This window comes from Microbacterium wangyouchuni (assembly GCF_054072595.1).
The window spans coordinates 331,436-348,039 of sequence record NZ_JBSVRM010000004.1 but is presented as its reverse complement, the minus strand read 5'-3'; the positions used below and the strand labels follow the sequence as shown (position 1 = coordinate 348,039).

Below are 16,604 nucleotides of genomic sequence, written 5' to 3'. Positions count from 1 at the left end.
TCGTCTCGCGTCCCTCAGCGGCGCTGTTCGACCACAGCGGGTAATATCGTGACGCGTTGGACGCACAGGATCAGGTGCGTGCCAAATCGAAAGGACTTCGCTTGATGAGTACGGAATTCTCGGACGATCCTGTCACTGAGGATGACGGTGTCTTCTACGACGAGGAAGTGACTCCCGAGCACGGCATACTCGGTTTCACTCTTCGCGAGCTGCTCATCGTTGCCGTCTGGCTGGTCATTTTCGTGACATCGTTCTTCCCGCTGTACGCACAGATCAGCGGAACTTCGATCTGGATGCGGGGGATTTCCTGGATTCTGCCGATCGGGCTGCCCACTGTTGCGGTCTTCTTGATCGTGCTGCGCCGGTTCTCGCCTGAGGGCATCCGACGCGTCGGCTCGCTCGGAATCGATCAGTTCGCGTCGGTCGCCTTCTCCGTCGCGGCGGTGTACTGGGCCAGCACAATCTGGGAGTCGATCGCCGCGATGGCGGTTCAGGGCTACTTCCTGTTGAGCTGGGTGATGATCGTGCAGTTCATCGGCGCGCTTGCCCTGGTGGCGCTGACCGTGTTCGCACCGTTCATCCCCGGACTGCGTGAGGACTTTCAAGGCCGGTTGGTCACACTCGCTCATCGCAACGCGAACCCCGCGCGACCCGTGATCGCCCGACCGCGCCCGGAAGCTGCTGTTCTTGACGGATCACCTCAGTCGGATGCGTCGGATGCGCCGGAAGCGTCGGAAACGGGCGGTGCGGAGCCACTGGATCTGCTGAACAGCGTGCCGCTGACCTCGCATGCGTCCGGCGGTGCGCTCGGCATGACGACCGCTATCGACGACGACTATGTACCGGGGTATGCACGGTCCGCCCGCGGCAATGACGCCGATAGGGACGCTGATAGCGACGCTTTTACGGACGCGGAAATTTTCGAACCGGAGCCGGAGAGCTTCGAGCATGACGTTTCCGAGCCGGTGAGCAGCGTCGATTCCATCGTGGATGAGGATGTCGAGGCCACAGCCGATGCGGCAGCGCACGAGCAGTCGGCTGCCGCTACTCAGGCCGTTTCCGCCGGTCAGCCGTTCTGGGCGCTCGCGCCGGACGCGCGTGAGATCGTCGACGAGCAGGGCCAGACGCTGTTCCAGATCGGTCCGGAAGCCTGGGCTCTGGTGTTGGAAGATCGCGGTGAGACCTACGTCGTCCGCCACGATGACGGCCGCGTCGGCTACCTGCACGACATCAACGACATCACGAAGGGCTGAAGTGCGCACCATTGATCTCCGAGGGCAGCAGCTCTCGCCAGCGGATATGCTCGCCGCGGTTCCACGCGCCGCACAGGCCCGGGCAGAAGCACTGCAGACCGCGACACAGATCGTCGAGGACGTTCGCGCTCATGGCGAGAGCGCTCTGCGCGATCAGGCTGCACGCTTCGACAAGGTGACCGACCACGCGATCCGGGTTCCCGCAGAGCACATCGCCGAGGCGATGGCATCCGTCGATCCCGCTGTTCGCACCGCTCTGGAGAATGCGATCGAACGAGTGCAACGGGGCTCTCTCGCCCAGGTTCCTGCGCCGCAGACGACCGATATCGGTCCCGGAGCGCGAATTCTGCAGCGCTGGCAGCCGATCCACCGCGCCGGCGTGTACATTCCCGGCGGTAAGGCGGCTCTGGCATCCAGCGTCGTCATGAACGTCGTGCCCGCGCAGGTCGCTGGTGTGTCATCGATCGCGCTCGCATCGCCGCCCCAGGCCCAGCACGGTGGACGCGTGCACCCGACAATCCTTGCCGCGGCAGCGCTACTTGGCATCGATGAGATCTACGCCATCGGTGGGGCCGGCGCGATCGGCGCTTTCGCCTACGGCGTCGCAAGCCTCGGCCTCGATCCCGTCGACGTGGTCTCCGGACCCGGAAACAACTACGTCGCCTCCGCGAAGCGCGCCGTCGCCGGAGTCGTCGGCACCGATTCTGAAGCGGGTGCCACCGAGATCCTGATCGTTGCAGACCAGGCGGCAGATGCGACGCTCATCGCCGCTGACCTCATCAGCCAGGCCGAGCACGACGAGCAGGCATCAGCCGTTCTCGTCACCGACTCCACGGAGCTTGCAGAGCGTGCGTCCACCGCGGTGGCGAAGCTGGCAGCATCCACTGCCCACCGCGACCGGGTCGCTGCTGCCCTCGGCGGACCGCAGTCGGCCATCGTCCTGGTCGATGACCGTGCGATGGCGACCGCCTTCAGCAACGCATATGCACCAGAGCACCTCGAGCTTCACCTCGCGGATGCGGCGGACGCGGCATCCGCGTTCACGAGCGCCGGCGCCATCTTCGTCGGCGACCAGACACCGGTCAGCCTCGGCGACTACATGGCCGGCAGCAATCACGTGCTGCCCACCGGGGGACAGGCGCGCTATGCAGCGGGTCTCGGCGCATACACGTTCCTGCGTCCGCAGCAGGTCATCGAATACAACCACGAGGCTCTCGCCCGGGCACGCGCGGACGTCGTCGCACTGGCGAACGCCGAAGCGCTTCCTGCACACGGTGATGCCGTCGAGGCGCGCTTCCCCGAGCCGACGGCCTGAGCGACTACGCTGTAACACCATGCACTGCCCGTTCTGTCGTCATTCCGATTCCCGTGTGATCGATTCACGCACGAGCGACGACGGGCTTTCCATCCGTCGTCGACGGCAGTGTCCGGAATGCGGTGGACGCTTCACAACGACCGAGACGGCCAGCCTCAACGTGATCAAGCGTTCGGGTGTGATGGAGCCATTCAGTCGGGAAAAGGTCATCTCGGGTGTGCGCAAGGCCTGCCAGGGGCGTCCGGTAACCGAGGCTGATCTCGCCGTTCTCGCGCAGCGGGTTGAGGAGGCCGTGCGTCAGACAGGTGTCTCGCAGTTGGATGCCAACGAGATTGGCCTGTCGATCCTCGGGCCGCTTCGCGACTTGGATGAGGTTGCTTACCTGCGTTTTGCCAGCGTGTACCAGGCGTTCGATTCGTTGGAAGATTTCGAAAGCGCGATCAGTGACCTGCGCTCGGATCATGTTGCGGCAGGAGCAGACCCGGCCGAGCGGTAATCTGGCAGGGATGTATCCGCTGCTTTTTCGCGCTGTTCTCTCGCGCTTCGATCCCGAGTTCGCCCACCACGCCGGCATGGCGGTGGTCCGTGTGCTCGGCGTTCCGCCGTTCTCCTGGATCACCAGGGCGATCGCCGCGCCCAGCCCGGATCAGCAGGTTTCAGCGCTCGGACTGACCTTCGATTCGCCGTTCGGTGTCGCAGCAGGCTTCGACAAGAACGCCGTGGGCGTGCGCGGCCTGGCCGCACTCGGATTCGGACACGTCGAGATTGGGACGGTCACCGCCATCCCTCAGGAGGGCAACCCGAAACCTCGTCTGTTCCGTCTCGTCGCGGACCGTGCTGTCATCAATCGGATGGGCTTCAATAACGATGGCGCGGATGCTGCGGCACGCCGGCTGGAGAAGCTCCGCCGCCGTCGGCCGAAGACGATCATCGGTGTCAACATCGGCAAGAGCCGGGTGGTCGAGGTCGAAAACGCCACCGCCGACTATGTCGCGAGTGCGAAGAAGCTCGCCGGATTGGCCGACTACCTTGCGGTGAACGTCTCCTCACCGAACACCCCCGGGCTCCGCGGATTGCAAGCGGTCGAGACCCTCGCGCCGCTGCTGCGCGCCGTGAAGGATGCCGCTGGCTCAACACCGCTCCTGGTGAAGATCGCTCCGGACCTGCCGGATGAGGAGATCACTGCGATCGCGCAGCTCGCCGTCAGCGAGGGCCTGGACGGGATCATCGCCCACAACACCACGATCAGTCGCGAAGGACTCACGACGGATGCCGCTGTCGTTGAAGCTGCTGGAGCCGGTGGTCTGTCCGGCGCGCCGCTGCGCGAGCGTTCGATGGATGTTCTGCGGATCGTGCGCGCGGCGGTTCCGGAGAGCTTCTGCGTGATCTCCGTCGGGGGAGTGGAGACGGCATCCGACGTGCAAGCACGATTGGATGCTGGCGCCACCCTGGTGCAGGGCTACACAGCGTTCCTGTACCGCGGCCCGCTCTGGGCGCGCCAGATCAACCGCGCGCTCCGCCGCCCGTAGCGCCCCCAGCACACACCTAAATTGCGAGTGGGCGCCCGTGGCTCGAGTTTCGCGTTGCGAAGAGCCACGAGCGCCCGCTCGCAAAGGGAATTAGGGGTTACTCGGGGTACTGTCCGCGCTTGACCTGCGGCTTCGGCAGACGCATGAAGCGCATCTGGAGTGAGCGCATCGCGGCGTACCAGCCCAGGCCCTTCTCGAGACGCTCCTTGCCGAACTTCGCGGCGGCCTTCTTCTTCACGCGAGTTCCCAGCAGGACCATGTCGCCCACGGCAACGAGGATGAAAGCCCACAAGCCTACGAAGGCGTAGAACGAGAACGTGGGATCCGGGATCAGCGAGACGAGGATGACCACCACCATCAGCGCCATCACCCACTCGGAGACGTGCCAGCCGGCATCGACGTAGTCGCGCACCCACCGGCGCTGCGGACCCTTGTCACGGGGCGGAAGATACTTGTCCTCACCGGCGGCCATACCCGCTTGAGCACGGTCACGGCGCTCGCGCAGCTGCGCCTTCGCAGCAGCACGGGCTTCTTTGGTGTCAGCGACAAGTGGGCGTCGCCGGGCAGCTTCCTGCTCGGCGCGACTGGGTGTCGGCCGTCCCTTGCCGACGACTGGCGTCTCGGGGGAGTCGTCGTTCGTCGATGGGGTGGAAGTGGCCACGGGGCTCCTCGGATAGAAAACTAGGGTTCGCCCTTAAGATTACTCGCATGAGTTCAGTGCCGCCCAATGCAGACCCCGCCATCGAATCCGCCGTCACCGAGGCCGTGGCCATCGGCATCCCCTCCGCGCTGTCGGATTTGGGCGATCTGGTGCGCATCCCGGGCATCGCCTGGCCTTCGTTTGACCAGACTCAGCTCGAGCGCAGCGCTGAGCACGTTGCGACGCTCGCCACCGAGACGGGGGTCTTCGAATCGGTTCGCGTGCTCCGCGCGACGATCGACGGCACCGACGAGCTCGGTCAGCCCGCAGTGCTGGCAACACGAGCAGCACGTGGCGGCAAGCCGACGATCCTGCTCTATGCGCACCACGATGTTCAGCCTCCCGGAGCGGACGAGCTGTGGGAGACCCCGCCGTTCGAGCCGACCGTGCGCAACGGGCGCCTGTACGGACGCGGAGCCGCCGACGACAAGGCCGGGATCATGGCGCATATCGCTTCTCTGCGCGCGGTCGCCGAGGTGCTGGGAGATGACCTCGAGCTGGGCGTCTCGATGTTCATCGAAGGTGAAGAGGAATACGGCTCTCGGTCGTTCGCACAGTTCCTCAGCGACAACGTCGACGCGCTGCGCGCCGACGCGATCGTGGTGGCTGACTCCGGTAACTGGGACTCCGAGACCCCGGGCCTGACCGTCTCATTGCGCGGCAACGCGCGCTTCACGCTGAAGGTGCGGACCCTGGACCACGCCTCGCACTCCGGCATGTTCGGTGGCGCAGTTCCGGATGCGATGATGGCGACCGTTCGGTTGCTCTCCACGCTCTGGGACGCCGATGGCGCTGTCGCCGTCGAGGGGCTCACCGAATTGGATGCCGATACCCCCGAGTACAACGAAGCAACGCTGCGCGATGAGGCCGGGCTGCTGCCTGGCACGTCGCCGATCGGACGCGACAGCATCCTCAGCCGGATCTGGAACAAGCCGGCGGTCACCGTCATCGGCATCGATGCGACCAGTGTGGAGGCAGCATCCAACACGCTTCTGCCCGAAGTGACGGTCGTCATCAGCGCTCGCGTCGCACCAGGCCAGACGGGCGAAGAGGCCTACGCGGCATTGGAGAGCCACCTGCGCTCGCACGCCCCGTTCGGAGCCGAGCTGACGTTCTCGGACGTGGATCTCGGTAACGGCTTCCTTGTCGACACCGACGGATGGGCAGTCGAACTCGCCCGCCAGGCGATGGCGGACGGCTACGGTGTCGACCCGGTCGATCTCGGTGTCGGCGGATCGATTCCGTTCATCGCCGACCTCGTGCGCGAATTCCCGGCCGCGCAGATTCTCGTCACCGGAGTCGAAGACCCGCACGCGCGCGCGCACAGCCCGAACGAGTCCTTGCATCTGGACACGTTCCGGCATGCCGTTGCGACCGAGGCACTGATGTTGACTCGCATGAACGAGATCACCCTCTGAGCTGGCCAGCATCCGACCCGCCGTCAGGCGACCGGCGGTAGAATCAGAGCAACCAGCCGTCTGCGAACGGCCTGTTCCCAAGGAGTGACATGAGCGACACCACACTGACCACCGAGACCACCAACGCACATGGCGTCAAGCTGACCGACGCGGCCGCGACCAAGGTGAAGAACCTCCTTGCGCAGGAGGGACGTGAAGATCTGCGTCTGCGCGTTGCCGTTCAGCCGGGCGGATGCTCCGGACTCATCTACCAGCTTTACTTTGACGAGCGCTACCTCGATGGCGATGAGACCGTCGACTTCGATGGCGTCGAGGTCATCATCGACAACATGAGTGTTCCCTACCTCGATGGGGCATCCATCGACTTCAAGGACACGATTTCCGAGCAGGGTTTCACCATCGATAACCCGAATGCCGGCGGCAGTTGCGCGTGCGGTGACAGCTTCCACTGATCAACAGCTGGGCCACGCCTGCGTGGTTGGCATGAATCAGGTGTGAGGTTGCCCTAGACTTAGGGAAGCCCTGTCCGCGATCTTGAAAGGTGCATCGTGCCCTCGAAACGCCGCCTTCGTTGGGCCGCTATTCCAGTAGGAATTGCGGCAGCCGTGGCTCTGGCGGGATGTTCTCCCACCGAGCTTCATGGATTCCTCCCAGGCTTCGTGGAAGACGGCACTGCCGCCACGAACCAGACTGACCGCGTCGCCGGTCTCTGGGTGAACTCGTGGATCGTTCTTCTCCTCGTCGGCCTCATCACCTGGGGTCTCATGGGGTGGGCGGCCGTCGCATACCGCCGTCGCAAGGGCCAGACCGGCCTGCCGGTGCAGATGCGCTACAACATGCCGATCGAGATCTTCTACACGGTGATTCCGCTGATCCTCGTGATGGGAATGTTCTTCTTCACGGCGCGCGACCAGGCCGAGATCGAAACCCAGTGGGGCGACGACGCGGATGTTCAGGTCACCGCGATCGGCAAGCAGTGGGCCTTCGACTTCATGTACGCCGGCGAGGACGACGATCTGTCTGACGCCGTGTGGACAATGGGTATTCAGGCCCAGCCGGATGCCGATGGAAACATCGATAACGATGAGCTTCCGACACTCGTGCTGCCGGTTGACCAGAAGGTCCAGATCAACCTGCAGTCCCGCGATGTCATCCACTCCTTCTGGATCATCGACTTCCTGTACAAGAAGGACATGTACATCGGTAAGGACAACTCCTGGTCCTTCATCCCGACGCGCGTCGGCGAGTACGCCGGAAAGTGTGCCGAGCTCTGTGGCGAGTATCACTCGATGATGCTCTTCAACGTCAAGGTCGTTGAGCAGGACGAGTACGACGATTACGTCGATTCGCTGCGCGCCGAGGGCAACACGGGCGATATCTCCGATGCTTACGATCGTCTCAGCAACTTCCCGGGCACTGGAACCGCGCCCGAGACTGACTCCGAGGAAGAAGGAGAGTAAGTCTCATGTCGACTACCTCTGAGATGCCCAGCACATCGGCTGGCGCTCGTCCGACCGGCACACCGGCGCGTCAGGCGGCTCTGCTGAGCTCGTCGCGCACCGAGCAAAAGGGAAACATCGTCGTCAAGTGGATCACGTCCACTGACCACAAGACCATCGGGTACATGTACCTGATCTCGTCGGTGCTGTTCTTCCTGCTCGGCGGTGTGATGGCCCTGGTCATCCGTGCTGAGCTGTTCGCTCCCGGTATGCAGATCGTGCCGACCAAGGAGCAGTACAACCAGCTGTTCACCATGCACGGCACCATCATGCTGCTGATGTTCGCGACGCCGCTGTTCGCAGGTTTCGCGAATGCGATCCTGCCGCTGCAGCTCGGTGCTCCTGATGTGGCGTTCCCGCGTTTGAACGCCTTCGCGTTCTGGCTGTTCAGCTTCGGCTCGATCATTGCGATCGCCGGCTTCCTCACCCCGCAGGGTGCAGCATCGTTCGGTTGGTTTGCTTACCAGCCGCTCGCGAACGCGACGTTCTCGCCGGGAGCAGGTGGAAACCTGTGGATGCTCGGACTAGGCATGTCTGGTTTCGGCACGATTCTCGGTGCGGTGAACTTCATCACCACGGTGATCACCATGCGCGCTCCCGGTATGACTATGTGGCGCATGTCGATCTTCTCGTGGAACACGCTGATCACCAGCTTGCTGATCCTGATGGCGTTCCCCGTGCTCGCCGCTGCGATTTTCGCCGCTGCGGCTGACCGTATTCTCGGCGCCCACATCTTCGATCCAGCCAACGGTGGTGTGCTCCTCTGGCAGCACCTGTTCTGGTTCTTCGGTCACCCCGAGGTGTACATCATCGCGCTGCCGTTCTTCGGCATCGTCTCGGAGATCTTCCCGGTGTTCAGCCGCAAGCCAATCTTCGGTTACAAGACTCTGGTCTACGCGACGATCGCGATCGCGGCGCTGTCGGTGTCGGTGTGGGCTCACCACATGTACGTCACCGGTGGTGTGCTGCTGCCGTTCTTCGCTCTGATGACCATGCTCATCGCGGTACCGACCGGTGTGAAGATCTTCAACTGGATCGGAACGCTCTGGCGCGGATCCGTGACGTTCGAAACGCCGATGGTGTTCGCACTGGGCTTCCTCGTCTCGTTCGTCTTCGGTGGTCTGACCGGTGTCATCCTCGCGGCCCCGCCGCTGGACTTCCACATCAGTGACTCGTACTTCGTCGTCGCTCACTTCCACTACGTGGTCTTCGGTACCGTCGTGTTCGCGATGTTCGCCGGCTTCTACTTCTGGTGGCCGAAGTGGACCGGTCGCATGCTCAACGAGCGTCTGGGTTACGTGCACTTCTGGATGCTGTTCATCGGCTTCCACATGACGTTCCTCATCCAGCACTGGCTGGGTGTCGACGGTATGGTGCGTCGTTACGCCGACTACTCGGCAGCCGATGGCTGGACCTGGGGTAACCAGGTGTCGACAATCGGTTCGATCATCCTCGGTGCATCGATGCTGCCGTTCTTCCTGAACGTCTGGATCACCGCCCGCAAGGCGCCCAAGGTCATGGTCAACGACCCGTGGGGTTACGGTGGATCGCTCGAGTGGGCGACCAGTTGCCCGCCGCCGCGTCACAACTTCACTTCGATTCCGCGCATCCGCAGCGAGCGTCCGGCATTCGACCTGAACCACCCGGAAGCAGCTGAGCACCCCGTGGGGACGCCTGAGCCTGCTCTTGCCGGTACGACCGGAGAGGGCAAGTAAGCCATGCGTTCAAATATCGTTCTCTGGTGGATCCTCACCGCGTTCTTCCTGATTGTTGCGGCGGCCTACACGGTCTGGCACATCGTTGCCTACCCGGAGCTTGTCGGCGCAGCGAAGGTCGAGTGGGTCGGCACGATCGCACTGCTGTTCGGCGCGTTCATGGCTGCCATGATCGCGGTGTACCTCGACCGTACGCACAAGGCGCAGGGCGGCGAACTGCCGGAAGACATCCTGACCGCAGACATCGATGACGGCGACCCGGAGCTCGGCGAGTTCGCACCGTGGTCCTGGTGGCCGATGGTGCTGGCGGCATCCGCCGGTGTGTTCTTGGTCGGACTGGCCGTCGGACATTTCCTGCTCCCCATCGGGATCATTATCTTCGCGATCGCGATCGTCGGCTGGGTCTACGAGTTCTACCGCGGCAACTTCGCCCGCTGATCTCTCCCTACTAGAGAAGGCCCCCGGATTCGTCCGGGGGCCTTCTTTTGTCTCTTCTTCTCCCACCACTGCTTGCGAGTGTCCGGTTGTGGCTCGTTTTCGGCCATATTTCGAGCCACAACTGCCCGCTCGCAAGCAGCGGAAGGGGGATCAGGTGCGGGTGCGGATGCGGGGGATGCCAGTGAGCGGGTCGATCGGGCGACGGTGGATGCCGTCGGCATCAGCGACCGGATAGCCCTCTCGTACCCAGTACTCGAAGCCACCGATCATCTCGCGCACACGATAGCCGAGCTTGGCGAACTCGAGCGCGCCCTTGGCTCCGGCGTTGCATCCGGGGCTCCAGCAGTAGACCACGACCTCGGCGTCCTGAGCGATCTCCTGGGGCGCACGCGCGGCGATCTCGCCGTAGTGCATGTGTATGGCGCCCGGAACGCGTCCCTGCGCCCAGGCCTCATCTGATCGAACGTCGATGACCACGACGTCCTCGCCGGCCTTCTGCGCGGCGTAGACGTCGCTGGCATCGGTCTCGTAAGCAAGTTTTGCGGCGAAGAAATCTGCACGATCCATCATGGCTTCAGCCTACGCCGGACGTGATTCGCGGAGACGAAGCATCGGATACTGCTGCGACTGCTTCGATCTCAACGAGCTGGTCAGGGTAGCCGAGCACAGTAACTCCCAGAAGGGTGCTGGGAACATCGTGGTCGCCAAACGCGGCTTCGACGATGCTCCACGCGGTGACGAGGTCTTCGCGACGGGGAGATGCAACGAGCACCCTCGTACTGATGACGTCAGCAAAAGTAGCGCCGGCGGCACGTAATGCACCACTCAGCGTATCGAGGCAGAGCGCCGCCTGCGCGGCGTAGTCGCCCGGATGGCCCGTCGTACCATCCGCGTTGAGCGGGCAAGCGCCGGCGAGGAAGATCAATCGCGACTCCACCGGGGCCGTAGCGGCATAAGCGTAGGGAGTGGCTGCGAGCGAGGGCGCACGGAGGAGCTGTACGACGGATGACATGCGAAGCAGATTACATGAAGAAAGGGCCCCGTCCAGATGGACGGGGCCCTTCAGCAGGGGAGGGGAGTGTTACTTGCCCTCTTCCTTCTTCTTGCGAGGCTTCTTCACCGGGTCAGTCGCGATGACCGAACTCGGAGTGTTGGGCGTCTCATCGACGTGCGTCTCCGGCGTGGGCGTGAGCGGGGCGTCCGGAGCACCAGCGCGCTCGTGAGCGCCCTGGATCTCTTCGGCCTCAGCCTCAGCCGTGTTCGCGGTCACGTGGCTCTGGTGGGCGTCTGCAGCATCCACGTCAGCCTGAGTGAGCGGAGCAAGACGGTCCTCGAAGAACCAGCGCGAGATCGACGAACGCAGGTTCTCGGTCCACGGGATGCGGCCCTTGGCGTTCGGGCGCACGACGAGGGGCTCATAGGTGTCGATGTCGATGAGCTTCCAACGGTCGTACGTGTCGACCGGCTGGTGAACCTCGATGTACTCGCCCCCGGGAAGGCGAACGATGCGACCGGACTCGTAGCCGTGCAGCACGATCTCGCGGTCCTTCTTCTGGAGCGCGATGCAGATGCGCTTCGTGATGAAGTATCCGAGAACCGGGCCGAGGAACAGCGTCGCCTGGAGCGTGTGGATCACACCTTCCATCGTGAGCATGAAGTGCGTCGCGATGAGGTCGGAGGATGCCGCTGCCCACAGGACTGCGTAGAAGATGACACCCGCAACGCCGATCGCGGTACGCGTTGCCGCGTTGCGCGGGCGCTGAGCCAGGTGGTGCTCACGCTTGTCGCCCGTGATCCACGCCTCGAGGAAGGGGTAGATCGCGACAGCGACGATGAACAGTCCGAGGACTGCGACCGGGATGAGGATGCCGAGCGAAAGCGTGTGGTTCAGGATCACGATGTCCAGGTTCGGCGGTGCCAGGCGCAGAGCGCCATCAGCGAAACCGATGTACCAGTCCGGCTGCGTACCTGCCGAAATCGGAGACGGGTCGTAAGGACCGTACTCCCAGAAGGGCAGGATCTGGAAGAACGTCGCGATCAGCACGATGGTGCCGAAGACGATGAACAGGTATCCGCCCATCTTCGACATGTACACCGGCATCATCGGGTAGCCCACGACGTTGTCGTTCGTGCGGCCGGGGCCGGCGAACTGCGTGTGCTTGTTGATGATCATGAGCATGAGGTGCACGACGATCAGTGCGATCACAAGCAGCGGCAGCAGCAGGATATGCAGGCTGTACAGGCGGCCGACGATGTCTGTGCCGGGGAACTCGCCACCGAAGAGCAAGAACGAGGTCCATGTTCCGATCAGGGGGAGACCCTTGATCATGCCGTCGATGATGCGCAGACCGTTACCCGAGAGGAGGTCATCCGGAAGCGAGTAACCGGTGAAGCCTTCTGCCAGGGCAAGGATGAACAGCACGAAGCCGATGACCCAGTTGAGCTCACGCGGCTTGCGGAACGCGCCGGTGAAGAACACACGGAGCATGTGCAAACCGATGCCGGCGATGAAGACGAGCGCAGCCCAGTGGTGGATCTGGCGCACAAGAAGGCCGCCGCGCACGTCAAATGACAGGCGCAGAGCAGATTCGAATGCGGCCGACATCTCAAGTCCACGCATCGGGACGTAAGCGCCCGTGTAGTGCGTGGGCACCATCGAAGGCTCGAAGAAGAACGTCAGGAATGTTCCGGAGATGAACACGACGACGAAGCTCCACAGCGCGATCTCGCCGAGCATGAACGACCAGTGATCTGGGAAGATCTTTCGACCCAGCTCCTTGACGATACCGGAGATGCTGGTGCGCTCATCGATGTAGTTCGAGGCTGCTCCGATGAAGCGGCCGCCGAGGGGCGCTTTGTTGTCCTTGTCCTCTTTGGACAGCGTTGCGGTGCTCAATGGCGCTCCCAGAAGCTCGGGCCGACAGGTTCGGTGAAGTCGCTGCGTGCGACGAGGTAGCCCTCGTCGTCAACGGTGATCGGCAGCTGCGGCAGCGGACGCGCGGCTGGGCCGAAGATGACCTTGGCGTGATCGGTGACGTCGAACTGCGACTGGTGACACGGGCACAGCAGGTGGTGTGTCTGCTGTTCGTACAGTGCGACGGGGCATCCGACGTGCGTGCAGACCTTGGAGTACGCGACAATGCCGTCGTACGACCAGGTCTTGCGCTCCTCGGACTCGATCAACTGCTCAGGGCGAAGGCGCATCATCAGCACGATGGCCTTTGCCTTCTCCTCGAGGTAGCCGTCATGGTGCGACAGCGAAACAAGATTCTCAGGGATGACGTGGAACGCGGAGCCCAGGGTGACGTCCGCTGCGCGGATGGGGGTGCCGTCGGGGTCGCGTACGAGACGCTGCCCCTTTTCCCACATGGTCTGCTTCAGAAGCGCGACCGGGTCACCGGCGATCGGGTTGCCGTCTGCGTTGTTGTGCGGAGCCAGGCCGCGGAACAGCGCGACACCGGGAACGATGGATGCAACGATCGCTGCGATCAGCGAGTTGCGAATCATCGTGCGGCGGCCGAAGCCGGACTCTTCGTTTGCAGCGGCGAACACCTCGACGGCAGCTTCACGTGTTGCGTCCGTGCCCCGGGTGGGGTGGCGCATCTCGATGTGCTCCTTGTCGGACATCAGCGCCTTGGACCAGTGAATGGCGCCGATTCCGATGCACAGGAGCGACAGTGCGATCCCGAGTCCGATGAAGAGGTTGTTGTGCCGGATCGAGAGCAGCGACTGGTCTTCGATGGGGAACAGCATGTATGCCGCAACGGCCCAGATGCTCCCTGCAAGCGACAGGTAGAACAGGGTGTAGACCGTGCGAGCCGCGCGCTTCTCCGCCTTCGGATCCTTGTCGGTCATCCGCTCGCGGTGCGGCGGAAGCCCGGGGTTCTGCGCGGGATCGCTGACTGCGACACTCAGCCCCGGAGAGGGCTGGTAGGCCCTGTCAAGAGCCTGCGAGTCGTCGTCGTGTGCCATGGTGCTCCTCGTACGTTCCTTCTTGAATGATTAAGCGTGCTAGTTGGACTTCGCTGTGATCCACACAGCGAGGCCGACGAGGCCGCCGATACCAAAGATCCAGATGAACAGGCCCTCAGAGACCGGGCCCAGTGAGCCCAACGTGAAGCCTCCGATCTGCACAGCCTCCTGCTGGTAAAGCAGGGCCGAGATGATGTCGCGCTTGTCTTCGTCCGACAGGTTCATGTCGCCGAAGACGGGCATGTTCTGCGGGCCGGTGACCATGGCTGCATAGATGTGCAGGGCGCTGGTGTTCGCGAGGCCCGGGGCGTACTTTCCCTCGGTCAGTGCTCCACCGGCAGATGCGACGTTATGGCACATCGCACAGTTGATGCGGAATAGCTCCGCACCGTGCGAGACGTCGCCGTTGCCGTCGAGGATCTCGTCTGCGGGATAACTGGGTCCCGGGGCGGATTCCTGAACGAAAGCCGCCATCGCTTCGATCTGCGGCTGGGTGAACTGCGGCTCCTTCTGCGGTGCCTGCGGTCCCTGCATCTGCAGGGGCATGCGACCGGTGGCCAGCTGGAACTCGACAGACAGTTCGCCGACGCCATACAGGCTCGGGCCGTTGTCGGTTCCTTGCAGGTCAAGGCCGTGACAGGTCGCACAGTTCGCTTGGAACAGCTTCTTGCCGTCTTCGACGGTGAGCTGAGTGCTCGCCGTCGGCTGGGCATCTGTTGAGGCAAATGCCGCAGATGCTCCGGCGTAGATGCCTCCAGTGATGAGGAGGCCTGCTCCGATCAACGCAGCAGCGGCCAGGGGGCTACGGCGTCCGTTTGAGCGACGCTTCTTCTCTCGTGCCATTTCGCAGGTCAGCTCCGCTCTTATTTCAGGAAGTAGATGACGAAGAACAGCACGACCCAGACGACGTCGACGAAGTGCCAGTAGTAGGACACGACGATCGAGGAGGTCGCCTCTTTGTGCGTGAAGTTCTTCACTGCGAACGCGCGTCCGATGATGAGTAGGAACGCGATGAGTCCGCCGGTGACGTGGATGGCGTGGAAGCCAGTGGTCAGGTAGAACGCGGATGCATAAGCATCAGCCTGGATGGGAAGGCCCTCTGCGACGAGAGTGGCGTACTCCCATACCTGACCGGAGACGAAGATCGCGCCGAGCGCGAAGGTGAGCCAGAACCACTCGACCATTCCCCATCCGAAGAGGCGGCGGCGTCCTGCGCCGTTGAGCTGCCCCTTCTTGATGCGGTACGACTGGAGATCTTCTGCCGCGAACACGCCCATCTGGCACGTGAACGAGGAGAACACCAGGATCGCGGTGTTTATCGCCGCGAACGTAACGTTGAGCAGTTCGGTGCGTTCGGCCCAAAGGTCGGGGGACGTGCTGCGAAGGGTGAAGTAGATCGCGAACAGTCCCGCGAAGAACATCACCTCGCTGCCGAGCCACACGATGGTGCCGACAGCTACCGAGTTCGGGCGCTTGATGGTTCTTGCCGCCGGGGCATAGGTCGCTGAGGTGGTCACTCCTCCATTATGGCCGATACGGGGACATGATTCTTGCACCTGGGTGGCCCGTTTCCCTGATTGGGTACTTAGGCCTACCTAAGAAGTACCTGCGAATACTCGATGAAGTCAAGGGATACAGCGCATACGGGTGCTCGCCGGTGTGCGATGGAATTTATTCACGCCGATAAGATCGGCTCATGGCAGACTCACTCACCTGGCCCGATGTGCTCACTTCTCTGCTCGAGCGACGCGATCTCAGCGTCTGGGAGTCGACATGGGCGATGCGTCAGGTGATGCAGGGGAAGCTCTCCGATGCCCAGCTCGCCGGCTTTCTGATTGCTCTTCGTGCCAAGGGCGAGACGGTCGATGAGATCGTCGGCTTCCGCGATGCGATTCTTGAAGCAGCGGTTCCGCTTCCCGTATCGCCGAACGTGCTCGACATCGTCGGTACTGGCGGAGATCGCATCGGAACAGTCAATATCTCCACGACCGCCGCAGTGATCATCGGCGCCACGGGCATCCCGGTCGTCAAGCACGGCAACCGTGCGGCGAGTTCGGCGTCGGGGTCCAGCGACGTTCTCGGCGCACTGGGCTTGGAGCTCTCGCTGCCACCCGAGCACGTAGCCGAAGTTCTTGAGCGCACCGGAATCACCTTCGCGTGGGCCGCGGCATTCCATCCCGGGTTCAAGCACGCTGGCAGCGCGCGCCGCGAGCTCGGTGTTCCGACGGTGTTCAATATGCTCGGGCCGCTGTGTAACCCGGCGCGTGCGGAAGCGAACGCGGTGGGAGTAGCGCAGCTCGAACGTGTACCGCTGATCACCGGTGTCTTCCGCACCCGAGGAGCGACGGCGCTCGTGTTCCGCGGTGACGATGGCCTCGATGAGCTGACCACGACAGGGCACAGTCGTATCTGGGAAGTCACCCGCGGTGACATCCACGAGCACGACCTCGATCCTCGCGATCTCGGCATCCCGACCGCTGATCTTTCTGACCTCATCGGCGGATCTCCGGAGCACAATGCCGGCGTTCTGCGTGACACACTCGCGGGGAAGAAGGGCTCGGTGCGTGACATCGTGCTCCTCAACGCCGCGGCAGGAATCGTCGCATTCGAGTTGTCGCAGGATGCCACGCAGGTGCAGCGTCCGATTCTCGAGCGCCTGCGTGATGGCTTCGCACGTGCGGAGGCTGCGGTCGACAACGGCAGCGCAGCAGCGAAGTTGGAAGCGTGGGTCGATTCCACACGTGAGCTCGCCGCCAGCTGAGATG

The 16,604-nt window shown here is 63.2% G+C and carries 17 protein-coding genes; 10 read left to right on the top strand and 7 right to left on the bottom strand.

Annotated elements, in window-relative coordinates; all coding sequences use genetic code 11:
- Positions 1-104: 104 nt before the first annotated feature.
- Genes ACW5CM_RS09020 through ACW5CM_RS09005 form a run of 4 tightly spaced genes read left to right on the top strand, consistent with a single transcriptional unit; the run spans position 105 to position 4,097 of the window.
- Positions 105-1,253, top strand: coding sequence for a hypothetical protein (locus ACW5CM_RS09020; RefSeq protein ID WP_457124806.1), 1,149 nt, complete (start codon positions 105-107; stop codon positions 1,251-1,253).
- A 1-nt stretch (position 1,254) separates the two neighbouring features.
- A complete protein-coding gene (hisD, locus tag ACW5CM_RS09015) occupies positions 1,255-2,568 on the top strand; it encodes a histidinol dehydrogenase (protein WP_457124805.1) in 1,314 nt (437 codons plus the stop codon).
- Positions 2,569-2,587: 19 nt separating this feature from the next.
- Entirely contained in the window at positions 2,588-3,064 is a 477-nt protein-coding gene (gene nrdR, locus ACW5CM_RS09010) for a transcriptional regulator NrdR (RefSeq protein ID WP_438255352.1), read from the top strand.
- Positions 3,065-3,074: 10 nt separating this feature from the next.
- Positions 3,075-4,097 carry a quinone-dependent dihydroorotate dehydrogenase gene (locus tag ACW5CM_RS09005; RefSeq protein WP_457124804.1) on the top strand — a complete coding sequence of 341 codons (1,023 nt, stop codon included), beginning with the start codon at positions 3,075-3,077 and terminating at the stop codon, positions 4,095-4,097.
- 97 nt (positions 4,098-4,194) lie between these two features.
- On the opposite strand, the gene ACW5CM_RS09000 is transcribed toward ACW5CM_RS09005, so the two are convergent.
- Complete coding sequence (locus tag ACW5CM_RS09000) at positions 4,195-4,758, bottom strand: DUF3043 domain-containing protein (RefSeq protein ID WP_438255354.1); 564 nt, start codon at positions 4,756-4,758, stop codon at positions 4,195-4,197.
- Positions 4,759-4,805: 47 nt separating this feature from the next.
- Between ACW5CM_RS09000 and ACW5CM_RS08995 the strand changes: the two genes are divergently transcribed.
- The 5 genes from ACW5CM_RS08995 (at position 4,806) to ctaF (ending at position 9,867) form a co-directional block, all read left to right on the top strand.
- Positions 4,806-6,215, top strand: a complete 1,410-nt coding sequence (locus tag ACW5CM_RS08995; protein ID WP_438255355.1) for a dipeptidase — start codon at positions 4,806-4,808, stop codon at positions 6,213-6,215.
- Between the two features lie 89 nt (positions 6,216-6,304).
- Positions 6,305-6,667: an iron-sulfur cluster insertion protein ErpA gene (gene erpA, locus ACW5CM_RS08990; protein ID WP_438255356.1), complete on the top strand. Its 363-nt coding sequence runs from the start codon at positions 6,305-6,307 to the stop codon at positions 6,665-6,667.
- Between the two features lie 96 nt (positions 6,668-6,763).
- Positions 6,764-7,675, top strand: a complete 912-nt coding sequence (ctaC, locus tag ACW5CM_RS08985) for an aa3-type cytochrome oxidase subunit II (protein WP_457124803.1) — start codon at positions 6,764-6,766, stop codon at positions 7,673-7,675.
- Positions 7,676-7,680: 5 nt separating this feature from the next.
- Complete coding sequence (ctaD, locus tag ACW5CM_RS08980; RefSeq protein WP_439254242.1) at positions 7,681-9,429, top strand: aa3-type cytochrome oxidase subunit I; 1,749 nt, start codon at positions 7,681-7,683, stop codon at positions 9,427-9,429.
- Between the two features lie 3 nt (positions 9,430-9,432).
- Complete coding sequence (gene ctaF, locus ACW5CM_RS08975; protein ID WP_438255359.1) at positions 9,433-9,867, top strand: aa3-type cytochrome oxidase subunit IV; 435 nt, start codon at positions 9,433-9,435, stop codon at positions 9,865-9,867.
- Between the two features lie 150 nt (positions 9,868-10,017).
- On the opposite strand, the gene ACW5CM_RS08970 is transcribed toward ctaF, so the two are convergent.
- From ACW5CM_RS08970 to ctaE, 6 genes are all read right to left on the bottom strand, one after another.
- A complete protein-coding gene (locus ACW5CM_RS08970; protein WP_457124802.1) occupies positions 10,018-10,437 on the bottom strand; it encodes a rhodanese-like domain-containing protein in 420 nt (139 codons plus the stop codon).
- Between the two features lie 4 nt (positions 10,438-10,441).
- Positions 10,442-10,879, bottom strand: a complete 438-nt coding sequence (locus ACW5CM_RS08965) for a RidA family protein (protein WP_457124801.1) — start codon at positions 10,877-10,879, stop codon at positions 10,442-10,444.
- A 69-nt stretch (positions 10,880-10,948) separates the two neighbouring features.
- Positions 10,949-12,763 carry a cytochrome bc1 complex cytochrome b subunit gene (gene qcrB / locus ACW5CM_RS08960; protein WP_438255362.1) on the bottom strand — a complete coding sequence of 605 codons (1,815 nt, stop codon included), beginning with the start codon at positions 12,761-12,763 and terminating at the stop codon, positions 10,949-10,951.
- Positions 12,760-13,839: a cytochrome bc1 complex Rieske iron-sulfur subunit gene (qcrA, locus tag ACW5CM_RS08955; RefSeq protein WP_438255363.1), complete on the bottom strand. Its 1,080-nt coding sequence runs from the start codon at positions 13,837-13,839 to the stop codon at positions 12,760-12,762. Before qcrA ends, qcrB begins: the two co-directional genes overlap by 4 nt.
- Before the next feature lie 39 nt (positions 13,840-13,878).
- Complete coding sequence (gene qcrC / locus ACW5CM_RS08950; RefSeq protein WP_438255364.1) at positions 13,879-14,682, bottom strand: cytochrome bc1 complex diheme cytochrome c subunit; 804 nt, start codon at positions 14,680-14,682, stop codon at positions 13,879-13,881.
- A 20-nt stretch (positions 14,683-14,702) separates the two neighbouring features.
- Positions 14,703-15,356: an aa3-type cytochrome oxidase subunit III gene (gene ctaE / locus ACW5CM_RS08945; RefSeq protein WP_438255365.1), complete on the bottom strand. Its 654-nt coding sequence runs from the start codon at positions 15,354-15,356 to the stop codon at positions 14,703-14,705.
- 179 nt (positions 15,357-15,535) lie between these two features.
- Here ctaE and trpD point away from each other — a divergent pair, with 179 nt between their 5' ends.
- Positions 15,536-16,600 (top strand): anthranilate phosphoribosyltransferase, encoded by a 1,065-nt coding sequence (gene trpD / locus ACW5CM_RS08940; RefSeq protein ID WP_457124800.1) that lies wholly within the window; start codon positions 15,536-15,538, stop codon positions 16,598-16,600.
- The last annotated feature ends 4 nt before the right edge of the window (positions 16,601-16,604 follow it).

Excerpts from the sequence above, each read along its gene's own strand:
- trpD (WP_457124800.1), top strand. The coding sequence starts at position 15,536 with ATGGCAGACTCACTCACCTGGCCCGATGTGCTCACTTCTCTGCTCGAG.
- qcrA (WP_438255363.1), bottom strand. The coding sequence starts at position 13,839 with ATGGCACACGACGACGACTCGCAGGCTCTTGACAGGGCCTACCAGCCC.
- ACW5CM_RS09005 (WP_457124804.1), top strand. The coding sequence starts at position 3,075 with ATGTATCCGCTGCTTTTTCGCGCTGTTCTCTCGCGCTTCGATCCCGAG.
- ctaF (WP_438255359.1), top strand. The coding sequence starts at position 9,433 with ATGCGTTCAAATATCGTTCTCTGGTGGATCCTCACCGCGTTCTTCCTG.
- erpA (WP_438255356.1), top strand. The coding sequence starts at position 6,305 with ATGAGCGACACCACACTGACCACCGAGACCACCAACGCACATGGCGTC.
- ACW5CM_RS09020 (WP_457124806.1), top strand. The coding sequence starts at position 105 with ATGAGTACGGAATTCTCGGACGATCCTGTCACTGAGGATGACGGTGTC.
- qcrC (WP_438255364.1), bottom strand. The coding sequence starts at position 14,682 with ATGGCACGAGAGAAGAAGCGTCGCTCAAACGGACGCCGTAGCCCCCTG.
- ACW5CM_RS08965 (WP_457124801.1), bottom strand. The coding sequence starts at position 10,879 with ATGTCATCCGTCGTACAGCTCCTCCGTGCGCCCTCGCTCGCAGCCACT.
- ctaD (WP_439254242.1), top strand. The coding sequence starts at position 7,681 with ATGTCGACTACCTCTGAGATGCCCAGCACATCGGCTGGCGCTCGTCCG.
- nrdR (WP_438255352.1), top strand. The coding sequence starts at position 2,588 with ATGCACTGCCCGTTCTGTCGTCATTCCGATTCCCGTGTGATCGATTCA.
- ACW5CM_RS08995 (WP_438255355.1), top strand. The coding sequence starts at position 4,806 with ATGAGTTCAGTGCCGCCCAATGCAGACCCCGCCATCGAATCCGCCGTC.
- ACW5CM_RS08970 (WP_457124802.1), bottom strand. The coding sequence starts at position 10,437 with ATGATGGATCGTGCAGATTTCTTCGCCGCAAAACTTGCTTACGAGACC.